The 13,319-nt window shown below is 59.7% G+C and carries 12 protein-coding genes; 9 read left to right on the forward strand and 3 right to left on the reverse strand.

What is annotated here, in order from left to right; all coding sequences use genetic code 11:
• The first annotated feature begins 92 nt into the window (after positions 1–92).
• The 9 genes from AC2FFD_RS13155 to AC2FFD_RS13195 all read left to right on the forward strand — a co-directional run bounded on the left by AC2FFD_RS13155 (position 93) and on the right by AC2FFD_RS13195 (position 10,609).
• Positions 93–866, forward strand: coding sequence for an aspartate dehydrogenase (locus tag AC2FFD_RS13155; RefSeq protein ID WP_496873279.1), 774 nt, complete (start codon positions 93–95; stop codon positions 864–866).
• A 2-nt stretch (positions 867–868) separates the two neighbouring features.
• On the forward strand, positions 869–1,834 hold the full coding sequence (locus AC2FFD_RS13160) for a LysR substrate-binding domain-containing protein (protein WP_480684834.1): 966 nt from the start codon (positions 869–871) through the stop codon (positions 1,832–1,834).
• Positions 1,835–1,916: 82 nt separating this feature from the next.
• Positions 1,917–3,347 (forward strand): NAD-dependent succinate-semialdehyde dehydrogenase, encoded by a 1,431-nt coding sequence (locus AC2FFD_RS13165; RefSeq protein ID WP_496873280.1) that lies wholly within the window; start codon positions 1,917–1,919, stop codon positions 3,345–3,347.
• 335 nt (positions 3,348–3,682) lie between these two features.
• The gene (locus tag AC2FFD_RS13170; protein ID WP_496873281.1) at positions 3,683–4,030 is read left to right on the forward strand and encodes a hypothetical protein; all 348 of its coding nucleotides are present in this window, start codon (positions 3,683–3,685) and stop codon (positions 4,028–4,030) included.
• Positions 4,023–5,267, forward strand: a complete 1,245-nt coding sequence (locus tag AC2FFD_RS13175; RefSeq protein ID WP_496873282.1) for a molybdopterin molybdotransferase MoeA — start codon at positions 4,023–4,025, stop codon at positions 5,265–5,267. Before AC2FFD_RS13170 ends, AC2FFD_RS13175 begins: the two co-directional genes overlap by 8 nt.
• A 284-nt stretch (positions 5,268–5,551) precedes the next feature.
• Positions 5,552–6,802 (forward strand): sarcosine oxidase subunit beta family protein, encoded by a 1,251-nt coding sequence (locus AC2FFD_RS13180; RefSeq protein WP_496873283.1) that lies wholly within the window; start codon positions 5,552–5,554, stop codon positions 6,800–6,802.
• 12 nt (positions 6,803–6,814) lie between these two features.
• Positions 6,815–7,102: a sarcosine oxidase subunit delta gene (locus tag AC2FFD_RS13185; RefSeq protein WP_171119335.1), complete on the forward strand. Its 288-nt coding sequence runs from the start codon at positions 6,815–6,817 to the stop codon at positions 7,100–7,102.
• Positions 7,099–10,053 carry a sarcosine oxidase subunit alpha family protein gene (locus AC2FFD_RS13190; RefSeq protein WP_496873284.1) on the forward strand — a complete coding sequence of 985 codons (2,955 nt, stop codon included), beginning with the start codon at positions 7,099–7,101 and terminating at the stop codon, positions 10,051–10,053. The genes AC2FFD_RS13185 and AC2FFD_RS13190 overlap by 4 nt, the downstream gene beginning before the upstream one ends.
• Positions 10,046–10,609: a sarcosine oxidase subunit gamma gene (locus AC2FFD_RS13195; RefSeq protein WP_496873285.1), complete on the forward strand. Its 564-nt coding sequence runs from the start codon at positions 10,046–10,048 to the stop codon at positions 10,607–10,609. The genes AC2FFD_RS13190 and AC2FFD_RS13195 overlap by 8 nt, the downstream gene beginning before the upstream one ends.
• Here AC2FFD_RS13195 and AC2FFD_RS13200 read toward each other — a convergent pair.
• The 3 genes from AC2FFD_RS13200 to AC2FFD_RS13210 all read right to left on the reverse strand — a co-directional run bounded on the left by AC2FFD_RS13200 (position 10,568) and on the right by AC2FFD_RS13210 (position 13,298).
• Positions 10,568–11,599, reverse strand: a complete 1,032-nt coding sequence (locus AC2FFD_RS13200; protein WP_496873286.1) for a GlxA family transcriptional regulator — start codon at positions 11,597–11,599, stop codon at positions 10,568–10,570. The genes AC2FFD_RS13195 and AC2FFD_RS13200 overlap by 42 nt on opposite strands.
• Positions 11,600–11,644: 45 nt before the next feature.
• Positions 11,645–11,884 (reverse strand): hypothetical protein, encoded by a 240-nt coding sequence (locus AC2FFD_RS13205; RefSeq protein ID WP_257601386.1) that lies wholly within the window; start codon positions 11,882–11,884, stop codon positions 11,645–11,647.
• 256 nt (positions 11,885–12,140) lie between these two features.
• A complete protein-coding gene (locus AC2FFD_RS13210; RefSeq protein WP_496873287.1) occupies positions 12,141–13,298 on the reverse strand; it encodes an aromatic ring-hydroxylating oxygenase subunit alpha in 1,158 nt (385 codons plus the stop codon).
• Between the last annotated feature and the right edge of the window lie 21 nt (positions 13,299–13,319).

Genomic DNA, 13,319 nt, shown 5'->3' on the forward strand with positions numbered 1-13,319 from the left:
TCCAGTGCCATTTCAGGGAAATGGCTATCGGAAAAAAATATACCACCAAGTTACCAATTCAGATTTCTTCAATGCTGGTCTAGGGTCCAGACATGAAGATCGCAGTCATCGGAACCGGCGCAATCGCGCAATATGTGCAGCGCATGTTGCCAGAACATGGGCATGAGTTGGCAGCCATTCTGGTCAGGCCAAAGCGCGTTGATCCTAAATCGCCCAAGTCAGTTGGTTCGGTTGGTGACCTGCCGGCCGGAATCGAATTGGTTCTGGATTGCGCGGGGCACGAGGCATTGGCCGGGTTGGGTCCGGACATTCTGGCGCGAGGGCTGGATATCATCAGTGTCTCTGCCGGTGCGCTTGCGGATCAGCAGGTCAGTGACCGGCTGGACAGGGCCGCGCGAAAGGGTGGGGGGCGGCTGCATCTGGCAAGCGGCGCCATAGGCGGGCTGGACTGCCTCAGCGCTGCAGCGGTCGGTCCGCTCAAATCCGTCACATATGTGGGGCGCAAGCCGCCGGCGGGGTGGAAGGGGTCACTTGCCGAACACAGTCTTGACCTCTGCAGTATCACTGCGGCTGAAACTCATTTTCAGGGTTCCGCGCGAGAGGCGGCGCTTGCCTACCCCAAGAACGCAAATGTCGCTGCCGCCGTCGCCTTGGCGGGTGTGGGGTTCGATAACACACAGGTTCGTCTGATCGCTGATCCGACGATCCACAAGAACATTCACGAGGTCGAGGCCGAAGGCGATTTCGGCACGTTTCAGTTCCGGATCAGCGGCACCGCGCTGCCCGACAACCCAAGAAGTTCGGCGCTTGCGGCCATGAGCGTGCTGTCCAAGCTGGATCAGCTTTGCAAGCCGATTGTGCTGTAGCCATGGTGGGGCGTCATTCTCGCATCGTGGACCGCGCCTTGACCCGCCTGAAACTGCGACAGCTGCGTCTGCTGGTTGCCGTGGGTGCGCATGGAAACATTCAGAATGCCGCGCGTGAACTGGGAATATCTCAGCCAGCGGCAACCAAGATGATTCAGGATCTTGAACTGGACTTCGAAGTCAAGCTGTTCACGCGCACCAACCGAGGCGTCGTGCCAACGGTTTTTGGCGAAACTCTCATACGTCACGGGAAGCTGATATTTGCGCAGGTGTCGAATGCCGCGCAGGAACTGGACGATCTGAACGAAGGAAATTCCGGCCGCGTCGTGGTGGGAACACTGCTTGCGGCGTCAACCAGCCTGTTGCCTGCCGCCATCGAACTGCTGCTGGAAGACCGCCCGAACGTTGCAGTCAAGATCAGCGAAGGGACCAACGAGGTGCTCATGCCCCGGCTGCTGTCGGGTGAGATCGACATGGTTGTGGGACGCCTGCCGTCGCACCGGCATCGCGACAAGATACGGCAGGAAAAACTGTTCGAGGATCGGATATTGGCCATTGTCGGCCCTCGGCACCCCTTGGCGGGGCGGGACACAGTGACCTTTGCGCAAACCAAGCCGTTTGGCTGGATCCTACCCCCGCAAGAGACCACGTTGCGACGTCAGGCGGATCATTTTTTTGTCGGCCAGCAGCAATATGTGCCACCGGTCGCGATTGAATCCGTGTCCTACCTGACGAACCGGGCGCTGCTGCAATCCCGCGACCTGATCGGCCTTATGCCTGCCGAGGTCGTCGCCCAGGATATCGAAAACAACCATCTTGCCCAGCTGGCCTGGGAGGTTCCGTTCGGGCAGGGGCCAATTGGAGTGTCCTTCCGCGCCGACGACGATCTGTCGCCTGCGGGGCGCGCTTTCAAAACGGCTCTGCATCGGGCGGCACAGAGCAGACAAACCAGATATTCACCGATTTGATATCCGTATTCGCGCAATGCGCTTGAACTCATACGAGGCATCGCGCGATCAAAAAAGCAAGGCAAACGGAGGCGCCGGTTTCATGTATCCAGAACTCAAGCTGTTCATTGGTGGCACGTGGCGAAAAACCGGGCGCGATATCCCGGTTGTCAACCCGGCGACCGAGGAAGAACTCGGCCGATTGCCTTACGCATCGGTAAAAGACCTGGATGACGCTCTGCAATCGGCTGTCGAAGGCTTTCGGCTGTGGCGCCGCACATCGCCGCGGGAACGCGCGGATACGATTATGCGGGCGGCAGCCCTCATGCGCCAGCGACAGGAAGAGATCGCGCAGTCTATAACTCTCGAACATGGCAAGCCCCTGAAACAGGCCCGGCTGGAGGTCATTCGCGGCGCCGAGTTTTTTGAATGGGATGCGGGCGAGGCGATGCGGACCTATGGACGGATCATTCCGGCCGCTCAGGGTCACAAGTTTGCAGTTCATCACCAGCCCGTCGGCGTTGTTGCGGCATTTTCGCCGTGGAACTTCCCCATGAGCCAACCTGCCCGGAAAATCGCCGGTGCTTTGGCCTCTGGCTGTTCGGTGATCCTGAAAGCGGCAGAAGAAACGCCTGCCGGAGCTTTGCACATAGCAAAAGCGTTCGAAGATGCCGGTCTGCCAGCAGGGGTTCTGAATTTGGTGTTCGGTGAACCGTCCGAGATATCCGGCCACCTGATCCCGCAGGACCCCGTTCGCTTGGTGGCCTTCACGGGCTCGACAACCGTCGGGCGCCATTTGACCACTTTGGCGGCCCGGCACGACACCCGTGTGCTCATGGAGTTGGGCGGCCACGCGCCGGTCATTGTTTGCGAAGATACGGATGTGCAATCGGCGGCTGTTTCAGGCGCGGTCCGCAAAATGCGCAATGCCGGTCAGGTCTGCACGTCGCCAACCCGTTTCTTCGCGCATGAGAGTATTTTTGACGCCTATGCGGCCGGGTTTGTTGCAAGGGCCAAAGCCACGGTCGTCGGCAATGGGCTTGACGCAACCGTTGAAATGGGCCCAACGGCCAACGACCGGCGCGTGCCGGCCTTGTCAGATCTGGTTGAAGACGCGGTGGCACAGGGGGCAACGCTTGCCACAGGCGGATCGCGGCTTGGTGAACGGGGATATTTCTTTGAACCCACGGTTCTATTGAACGTTCCCGAAACGGCGCGGATCATGCGCGAAGAGCCGTTTGGACCGGTTGCGGTGATCAATTCGGTGGCTTCGCTGGATGAGGCGATCGATCTGGCGAATTCAGTTCCCTACGGGCTGGCGGGTTACGCTTTCACCAACCGGGCGGATTACATCGACCGTCTGATCGACGAGGTCGAGGTCGGCAATCTGTCGATCAACACACTTGAAGCATCCATGCCTGAAACGCCTTTTGGGGGCGTGAAATCCAGTGGTTACGGCCGGGAAGGCGGAACCGAAGGCCTTGAGAATTACATGACGGTCAAGAACGTCTGGCATTCGGCCGGGATCTGCTGAAAAAGATCCCGACATCTGCACTTGTCGACTTTTTTGCGACCAAGCCAGCCTATTTCCTTTCGAAACCGACCAAAGGGCCAGCGCAACGCTGCGGGTGTGATTTCAATTCCTGCGGAACCAACAGAGGCGGCAATGTACCCTTCCCGATGGAGCGCCCGAACAGCGGATCATGACCTATGTCAATGACAGTTAACCCGCCGTGCTGTCCATTGGCCGGGAATTTCCGGCCGGACTGTGCGACAAAAGCCATCGCTTCCTTTTGCCGGTGATGATCAGCGTTTCGGCTGACCTGCTGGGGGGGGTCCCGCCGGGCGGCCTGAACTCCGGAGGGACGGATGAACACTTGGCTGACGCTATCTGCACCAATCCCTGCCTGGGATACCGTGGGCTTCAAGAGGTCGTCGAGAGGGCCCACCGTAACGTCCACCCTTGGCATGGGCTCTGACTGCGCGCGCGTATTTGAGCTTTGCGGCCAACCCGAGCCGGATTTGTCGTCCGGAAAAGAAGGCGGTGACGGCATAGGTCGCGCCGCGCATGGTCGGCATGGCGTGGGCACGCTGCCGGCCGTTGGTGATCCCAACTCGGATTTGGAAGCGGTCAAGGCCGGCCTGCCCAATCTCGATCCGGCCGAACAGCCGGGATTCGCAGGACCCTTTATGTTTTCGGAGACTCAAAATGGCTGATGGATGCGCCTGTGACCGCCGCGCCCACATGTATCTGACTGTAGATGACGCCCTTCAGCGCGGTCTTTCCGTCGCCGATCCTGTTGCAGAAACCGAGATTTTGCCGCTGGAACAGGCGATAGGCCGGGTTCTGGCCGAGGATTGCGCCAGCAAGGTCGACATGCCTGCCTTCGACAACTCTGCCATGGATGGCTATGCCATCCGCACCGGTGATCTGGGCGATGGGCCGGTGTTCGAACTGCCCATCGCCGGGCGCGTGGCTGCGGGCGACTGCGGTGACCATGATGCCCCTGAATGCAGCGCTTTGCGCATTTTCACGGGCGCTCCGGTGCCGCCTGAATTCGATGCCGTGTTGATGCAGGAAGACTGCGATCTTCTGAACGACAGGATTCGCTTCAGCCGACGCCCGAAACCCGGCCAGCATATCCGGCGCGCGGGAGAAGATCTTTGTGCCGGGGGGCTGGTCCTGCAAGGCGGCTGTGAAATTGGACCGCGTGAGGTGGCAGCCCTGGCATCCGCCGGGTACGGCGAGGTCCTGGTGTTCCGAAAACTGAAGGTCACGATCTTTTCGACAGGCAGCGAACTGCGCCAACCGGGTGAGCCCCTTGGCCCCGGCCAAATCTACAACTCGAACCGATTTATGCTGCTGGCGCTGTTGCAAAAACCCTGGATCGAACTGACCGACCGGGGGCCGGTCGTGGATGACCCGACCCGTCTGGAACAGGTTCTGCGCGAGGCGTGCGATGCCTCGGATCTGATCGTTACAACCGGGGGGGTGTCTGTTGGGGATGAAGACCACATGCCCAGACTGTTCAGTGAGATCGGCGGCGAAACCGATGTCATGAAAGTGGCGATGAAACCGGGTAAACCGGTCATATTCGGGAGGCGCGGGCATGCTCTCTATGTTGGTCTGCCGGGCAACCCTGTTTCGGCGTATGTGACATGGCAGATAATCGGATCGCAGATGATGGCGCGCCGTGCGGGTCTGCGCCACAGGCCTCAGATACCTGTTCAGGCCGTGCTGGCTGAACCCGCGCAGCGTCACGCGGGCCGGCAGGAGTATCGTCCGGTCCAGATTGACGGCACCTCGCCCGATGGCCTTCCCAAAGTGCGTCTGATGGCACCCTCCTATAGCGGCCGTGTTGCCTTGCTGGCGCAGGCAGACGGGTTGGCGATCATACCGGCTGAGATCGAAGACCTGCCCGCCGGGCATACGCTTGAATTGTTGCGGTTCTGATCCCCGCTAGACAGGTGCGTTGCGATTTATCTTGCAACTGCAACGCCGAGGTCTTGGTGGGCAACCGGAGATCGGCCGGATGGTTGGCATCGCGTTCTTCGCGCGATGACTGTGCCGGCCCGTGATGCGTGCACCGGAAAACCGTCAGGTGGCGCGACAATCAAACCGAATACCGGCCTGAAAATTGTCGCAACCGATAAACTCCGTGACGGATTACGTCGTGACTGGGGCTTTCCCGGCGGCACATGATGCTTCGGCGCACTGAGGGTTAAGGACACAAATTCATGCGGTATTCGGCACTCGCGATCATGCGGCAGGTTTTGAACGGGCACCGGGGCTGGAAACCGGCATGGCGCGATCCCGAGCCTCAATCAAGCTATGATTTCGTCGTGATCGGCGGCGGCGGTCATGGCCTTGCGACGGCATATTATCTGGCCAAGGAACACAACGCCGCCAGGGTGGCGGTTCTGGAAAAAGGCTGGATCGGTGGCGGCAACGTCGGGCGGAACACAACGATCATTCGCGCCAATTACCTGTTGGATGGGAACCAGCCATTCTATGAGCTGTCGCTGAAGCTGTGGGAAAACCTTGAACAGGACCTGAACTACAATGCGATGGTCAGTCAGCGCGGTATTCTGAACCTCTGTCATACGGACGCGCAGCGTGACGCGTATCGTCGCCGCGGCAACGCGATGATGTTCACCGGCTCTGGGGCGGAACTGCTGGATGCAGAGGGCGTTCGCGCGATGTATCCGTTCCTGAATTTTGACGATGCGCGGTTTCCGATCAAGGGCGGTCTGTTGCATCGCCGCGGTGGTACGGCGCGTCATGACGGTGTGGCCTGGGGCTATGCCCGTGCCGCGGATCAACGGGGGGTCGACATCATCCAGAATTGCGAAGTCACCGGGTTCCGCATCGAAAACGGAAAACTGCTGGGCGTCGAAACCACACGAGGTTACATCGGCGCCAAGAAGGTGGGCGTGGCGGTTGCCGGGTCTTCCGGGCGCGTAATGGCAAAGGCAGGGATGCGCCTGCCGATCGAAAGCCATGTGCTCCAGGCCTTTGTGACCGAAGGGCTGAAACCGGTGCTTGACGGGGTGATCACTTATGGTGCCGGACATTTCTATGTCAGCCAATCGGACAAGGGCGGTCTGGTCTTTGGCGGCGATATCGATGGCTATAACACCTATGCGCAACGCGGCAACCTGCCTGTGGTCGAGGACGTGGCCGAAGGCGGTATGTCCCTTATGCCGATGATCGGTCGCGCGCGCCTGTTGCGAATGTGGGGCGGCGTGATGGATATGTCGATGGATGGCTCGCCATTCATAGATCACACCGGAATTGACGGGCTCTACTTCAATGGTGGCTGGTGCTATGGCGGGTTCAAGGCAACGCCGGCATCTGGTTTTTGTTTCGCGCATCTTATGGCCACCGACCGACCGCATGACGTTGCAACTGCCTATCGGCTGGACCGGTTCAGAACCGGCCGGATGATTGACGAAAAAGGTGTGGGCGCACAGCCCAACCTGCACTGAGGAGGCCCGCACATGATCATCAATCATCCACTGCTTGGCCCGCGAGACGCGTCCGAATTCACCTATCTGGGCGACGCGAGCCTGATCAATCGGCCCGACTGGCAATCCGACACGGCCGCCGCTGAGTTTCACGACTATCTCTACCTGCGCGACAACCCGGCAGGAACCCACCGCGAGTTGTGGTTTCACGAGCAGGGCGACCGCTCGTGGCTTGTTGTGACACGCGACACGCTGACCCATGAAATTCTGGCAACAGAACTGGCGCGGGATGTAGCCCGCAAGACGGGGCGGGGAAAATGACCCAGAACAATCGTTTGCAGGGCGGTCTGATCGACCGGTCCAAAAAGCTGCGCTTTACCTTCGATGGCAAATCCTACGAAGGCTATCAGGGTGATACGCTGGCCTCGGCTCTGCTGGCCAATGACGTGCGGTTGGTTGGCCGCTCGTTCAAGTACCACCGTCCACGCGGTGTGCTGGCCTCGGGCTCGGAAGAGCCCAACGCGCTGGTCGAGCTGCGCACGGGCAACCGTCAGGAGCCCAACACACGCGCGACCACGGTCGACTTGTTCGACGGGCTCGAGGCGACATCGCAGAACCGCTGGCCCTCGCTCGCCTTCGATGCGCTGTCGAGCAATGATCGGCTCTCACCGTTTTTGACGGCGGGTTTCTATTACAAGACCTTCATGTGGCCCAAGGCGTTCTGGGAAAAGCTCTATGAACCGATGATCCGCAAGGCGGCCGGTCTGGGCAGCCTGACGCAGGAGGCTGACCCGGATATCTACGACAGAGGCTATTTGCATTGCGATGTCCTGGTTATCGGTGCCGGTCCTTCCGGCCTGATCGCAGCATTGACGGCGGCGCGGTCTGGCGCGCGGGTCATTCTGGCCGACGAAGACAGCCGGATGGGTGGGCGTCTTTTGTCTGACTGTGACCGGTTCGAGGGCATTTCGAATGCGGATTGGGTCGCGCAGACACTGGGAGAGCTGGCGTCGATGGACAATGTGCGCCTTCTGACGCGCACCACCGTGTTCGGCGCCTATGATCACGGCATTCACGGCGCGCTTGAGCGGGTCTCGGATCACCTTGCGGTGCCCGAGGCGGGGAAACCACGCCAGATTCTGTGGCGCATTTACGCGAAACACTCGGTGCTTTGTGCCGGCTCTACCGAACGTCCGATTGCTTTCGAAAACAACGACCGACCGGGCATAATGCTGGCGGGCGCGATGCGGGCCTATGCAAACCGCTGGGCTGTGACGCCGGGCCAGCGCGTGGCAATCTTCACCAACAACGATGAAGGACACCGCGCCGCTCAGGATCTGATCAAAGCCGGGATCAAGGTTGTTGCCGTGATCGACCCGCGCCGCGATGCTCCGCGCATCGCCGAGTGTGAGTTGCTGGCCGGGGCGCATGTGACCAACGCGCAGGGTCGTCTGGGGCTGAAATCGATCACCGTGCAGATGGCCGACGGTCAGACCCGCCCCATCGAAGTCAGCGGTCTGGGCGTTTCGGGTGGGTGGAATCCGAATGTGCAACTGACATGCCACCAACGCGGTCGCCCGCAATGGTTCGAACCGCTTGCAACCTTCATCCCGCCGGCCGAACCGCCGAAGGGTATGGTTGTCGCCGGTGCCGCCGCTGGCAACCTGACCAGCCACGGGGCGGTCGCCTCGGGCACCAATGCGGCACTTGCGGCGCTTGACGGGCTGGGGATCAGGGCCTGCCCGGTCGACCTGCCGAAAGCTGAGGATGATGAGATCCGTATCACCCCGCTGTGGCACGTGCCCGGCAAAGGCCGCGCCTGGCTGGACTTCCAGAATGACGTGACCGTCAAGGACGTCAAACTGGCCGAACAGGAAGGCTTCCGCAGTGTCGAGCATCTGAAACGCTATACCACCCTTGGCATGGCGACCGATCAGGGCAAAACCGCGAATGTCGGCGCGCTGGCCGCGATGGCCGAGATCACCGGCAAGAGCATTCCCGAAACCGGCACAACCATCTTCCGGCCACCTTACACGCCGGTGGCGATGGGGGCCTGGGCCGGGCGCTCGGTCGGGAAAGAATTCAAACCGACGCGACTGACGCCCAGCCACCAATGGGCCGAAGAACAGGGCGCGGTATTCGTCGAGGTGGGCCCCTGGTTGCGTGCGCAGTGGTTCCCCAAGGCTGGTGAGACCCATTGGCGCGAATCCGTGGATCGCGAAGTTCTGGCCGTACGCAGCGGTGTCGGCGTCTGCGACGTGACCACGCTGGGCAAAATCGACGTGCAGGGCGCGGATGCGGCAGAGTTCCTCAACAAGATCTATTGCAACGGCTTTGCCAAACTGCCGGTGGGCAAGACCCGTTATGGTCTGATGCTGCGCGAAGACGGTATAGCCATGGATGACGGCACCGCCGCCCGCCTGGCCGAGGATCACTTTGTGGTAACCACGACAACCGCAAACGCGGTTGGTGTCTATCGCCACATGGAGTTCGTGCGCCAATGCCTGTTTCCGGACATGGATGTGCAAATGATCTCGACCACCGACGCCTGGGCACAATATGCCATAGCGGGCCCGAAATCCCGTGAGTTGCTGCAAAAGGTCGTTGATGACGGCTATGACATCAGCAACGAAGGTTTCCCCTTCATGGCGTGTGGCGAGGTGACCATTGCCGGGGGGATCCCGGCGCGGCTGTTCCGTATCTCGTTCTCGGGTGAACTGGCCTATGAGCTGGCCGTGCCAACCCGTTACGGTGACGCGCTGATCCGACATTTGATGGCGCTTGGGGAACCCTTTGGCGTAACGCCGTATGGCACCGAAGCGCTTGGTGTTCTGCGTATCGAAAAGGGGCACGCCACCGGAAACGAACTGAACGGAACCACCAGCGCCCACAACCTGGGCATGGGGCGCATGGTCTCGGCCAAGAAAGACAGTATCGGTGCGACGCTCAGCGCACGCGAAGCTCTGACGGATCCGGATGGCTTGGCTTTGGTCGGCATTCAGCCGGTCAACACTGCCGATACCGTGCTGGCCGGCGGCCATGTGTTCGACGAAGATGCGCCGCACGTGCCGGAAAACGATCTGGGCTATGTCACATCGGCTGCCTATTCGCCGCACCTGTCCAGCAGCATCGGCCTGGCCTTTGTAAAACGCGGGGCGCAGCGATTGGGCGACACCGTACAGATTGTCAGCCCGGTGGATGACACCAACATCAAAGCGACGCTTGTCAGCGCGCATTTCCTTGACCCCGAAGGAGAACGGCTCCGTGCGTGATTTTGTTGCCAAGACCGCCATTGGCGGCACCGAACCAAAACGGAACGTGGTCGGACCTCTGACCTTTCAGGAACGAGGGGATGTGGCACTGGCATCCGTCTCGGCCCGGCTGGGACAGGAGGAAGCCGTCAAAGCCAAACTTCAAACCGTTTGCGGAACCCCTGCGCCTGAGGCGGGGCAATGGGAAAAGGGCGAAACCAGAAACCTGCACTGGCTGGGCCCGGATCAGTATCTTTGCGAGGAAGCTTTTGCAGGCCCGTTGGAGTTGGCCAGGCGTATGGAAGCCGAGCTGGCCGGCATGGCGTCGGTGACCGATCAGTCTGACGCGTTCACACGCATCGACATGACCGGGCAGGGTGCCACAGGCTTGTTGCAACGCCTGACCGTTCTGGATGTCGAGCAGATGCAGGCCGGAGCTTTCAACCGCACTGCAATCCACCATGTGGGGTGCCTGCTGCGCTGCAATGAGGCGGGAACGGATTTCTCGGTCTACACACCACGCAGCTATGCGATTTCAGTTCACCACATGCTGATCGAGGTGGCCAGGGCCCTGTGAAGGACGGTGCCCAAAGGACAAAGCCGCGTGTCTGGCGCCGCGGCTTCGTTCCTTGCGTTCCTGAGTCGGCGGCAGACCGAATTCGCGCCGATAGTTGCTTGAAAACGAACTGGCGCTGTCATACCCGACCGAAAGCGCGATTTCCTGCAAAGACTGGTCGGTGTAAAGCAGCTTCTGCCGCGCCGCATCCAGTCGCAGCCTGCGATAGTACCCTCCGGGACTGATCCCGGTTTCCTTCTTGAAATGCCGCTCCAATTGCCGGATGGACATGCCAACGCGTTTCGAAACCTGCTCGATCGAGATCTTGTTTTCGATGTTGTTTGCAAACAACTCGATGGCCCGTCGAACCGGGCGCGGCAGGGCATTGCGGGTCTGATTTTTGCTGTAGCCCGGCAAAACCTGCAACGTATCCGCATCACGCAAAGTCGCGTATTGGAACCAGCAGGCGGTTTCGACGGCAACTGCATCGGACACCTCGTCCGATATCACGCCCAGCATGAATTCGAACACCGCTGAAGTCCCGGCAAAGGACATTCGGTTGCGATCTATCGTATAGAGCGTGTCACACAGGTTCACCCTGTCGAATTGTTCCTTCAAAGCAGCGGTATAGCAGAAATGTGCGCTACAGCTGTAACCATCGAAGAACTTTTCTTCCGCCAGCGCAAAAAGTGAGCCGCTGACCGAACCGATCCGCGCGCCACGGGACAAAAGCCGCCGCAGCGCTCCGCCCGAAGCCTTGCGATCCTTCAACCGGGCCGAGGCCCCGGCAAAGACCAGCACGACGTCGGTTTCCTCCACCTCGGACAATGCCTTGTCAGGGTTGATGCTGAGGCGTGAGCTGGACATAATCTGTTGTCCATCTTCCGATACGACAGTCCAGCCAAGACCATCGCTGCGGCTGATCTCATTGGCCACGCGCAGCGGGTCGATGGCCATGGACAGGGCAGCAAGCGGGAAATCTTCGAGGCACAGAAAGGTGAAATGGGTCATGCTTTGTCTCTTTGCCAGCACGATACCCCAACTACACCGATTTCGTCAGAACACCAAACGATGGACGCGGCCGCGTTCGTACAGTTTTCGGTTCAACTCATCCGCTTCGGGCGCACCGTATTCCAGCGCGAACACAAACGCATGTGTAAGGTAAAAACAAGCAGCGTCGAGATCCTGGTTTTGTTCGGCCCTGTCGGCTGCTTCGTGGTACAGCCGGATCAGCGCAGGCACATCATTATCCGCATGAGCCTGCAACAGTTGCTTGTCGAGTTCTCGCAGATCCAAGGTCAGCCTCTTACCGGAAACGCGAAGTGTGTTGGTTTGTACGCAATCATACGCTTTCTACCTTTTTGCGCCTGAATCCTGATTTTTTGACGCCATCAACGATGCGAACCGTCCCTTGATTAACCCATCACACGCAGCCGCATGCGTCTTTCCGCAATCGCGGAACATCGCCCGCATCTGCGATGTTCCAGATTGCAAATGACAGAGCAGGGCGCATCCGTGGCGCCCTCAGCCCATGGTCCGGCCGGAAAGCCGCTCATGCCTCGGCACGGGCTTTTTCGATCTGAGTGGCCACCCAGTGGTGGAAACAATGCGTTGGGCCATCCATCGCGGGCGAAAAGCGACCACCGTCGAATTTGACGCCATGACGGCCTTTCTGCATGCCCTCGACCACGAATACATCCTCTTCGAAAACGGTTTTCCAAAGCTGCGCGTTCTTTGCGCGCAACGCTTCGTGCTCGGGTGCGTCTTCCGGTTTTTTGGCGTAGTACAGCTCGATCCTTTCGTTCGACCGCTCATGGGTGATCGGATCGATGATGAAGGCAAAGCCATGGTCGCGTTGAACACCCAGCAAGGTGTTCGGGTACACGACGATGTATTCCGCCCCTTCATTCCACTTTTCGCTCAGGTTCTGGAAGTCATCCAGTTTCTCGCCGTTCTGACCTTCGAACTGACGATAGACGTAGGTGCCCTGACCCGAGTACTTGCCCAGTTCATTGATGTTGTAGTGGTCTTCCAGACGCGAATAGCTGTTAAGGCCCGGGTGAACCCAAGGCAGGTGATAGCTTTCGCAGAAATTTTCGACCGCCAGTTTCCAGTTCGACTCCAGCTCGAGCCGGACAGACGCGCCGGCACCGCCATGATACATCGGCTGATCGAAATCTTTCCAGCGTTCCATCAGTTCGCCATGAACCTCTTCGAAGTCCGGGGCGTTGCCATCCACATTCACGAAGACGACATCGCGCCAAACATAGGAACGAATGCGGATCAGGCCCAGTTCAGCAAAGTCCAGATCTTCATGCGTGTTCTGTCCGGGGCCACCGACATGCGGCGCAGTGCGCAGCTCGCCATTCAGGCCGTAACACCAGCTGTGATAAGGGCAACGGATCGCGCCGCGGATTTTCTGCGGCTTGTCGACCAAAATCATTCCGCGATGGCGGCAGGTGTTCTGGAAAACGCCGATCTGTCCGTCACGGTCGCGCACCATCAGAAGCGGCATGCCGAGAAAGTCGATCGGAAAGGCATCACCTGCTTCGGGAATGTCCTTGCCAAAACCGATGCCCGACCAGTTCGCGAACAGGACCGTCTCCCGTTCCTCGGCAAAGACATCGGGATCGACATAGTGCTCGTTCGGCAGGCCCTTGGCGGTGTTTACCGGGGTCAGAACAGACGAAAGCGTTGAATGCTTGTTCATCGGTTGCTCCTGAGTAATTCG

The sequence above is a fragment of the Ruegeria sp. YTSC002 genome (genome assembly GCF_059609845.1).

What these genes read in the sequence shown, in the direction of transcription:
- AC2FFD_RS13170 (WP_496873281.1), top strand. Translation starts at nt 3,683, where the DNA reads ATGAACACTTGGCTGACGCTATCTGCACCAATCCCTGCCTGGGATACC.
- AC2FFD_RS13185 (WP_171119335.1), top strand. Translation starts at nt 6,815, where the DNA reads ATGATCATCAATCATCCACTGCTTGGCCCGCGAGACGCGTCCGAATTC.
- AC2FFD_RS13180 (WP_496873283.1), top strand. Translation starts at nt 5,552, where the DNA reads ATGCGGTATTCGGCACTCGCGATCATGCGGCAGGTTTTGAACGGGCAC.
- AC2FFD_RS13200 (WP_496873286.1), bottom strand. Translation starts at nt 11,599, where the DNA reads ATGACCCATTTCACCTTTCTGTGCCTCGAAGATTTCCCGCTTGCTGCC.
- AC2FFD_RS13210 (WP_496873287.1), bottom strand. Translation starts at nt 13,298, where the DNA reads ATGAACAAGCATTCAACGCTTTCGTCTGTTCTGACCCCGGTAAACACC.
- AC2FFD_RS13190 (WP_496873284.1), top strand. Translation starts at nt 7,099, where the DNA reads ATGACCCAGAACAATCGTTTGCAGGGCGGTCTGATCGACCGGTCCAAA.
- AC2FFD_RS13155 (WP_496873279.1), top strand. Translation starts at nt 93, where the DNA reads ATGAAGATCGCAGTCATCGGAACCGGCGCAATCGCGCAATATGTGCAG.
- AC2FFD_RS13160 (WP_480684834.1), top strand. Translation starts at nt 869, where the DNA reads ATGGTGGGGCGTCATTCTCGCATCGTGGACCGCGCCTTGACCCGCCTG.
- AC2FFD_RS13165 (WP_496873280.1), top strand. Translation starts at nt 1,917, where the DNA reads ATGTATCCAGAACTCAAGCTGTTCATTGGTGGCACGTGGCGAAAAACC.
- AC2FFD_RS13175 (WP_496873282.1), top strand. Translation starts at nt 4,023, where the DNA reads ATGGCTGATGGATGCGCCTGTGACCGCCGCGCCCACATGTATCTGACT.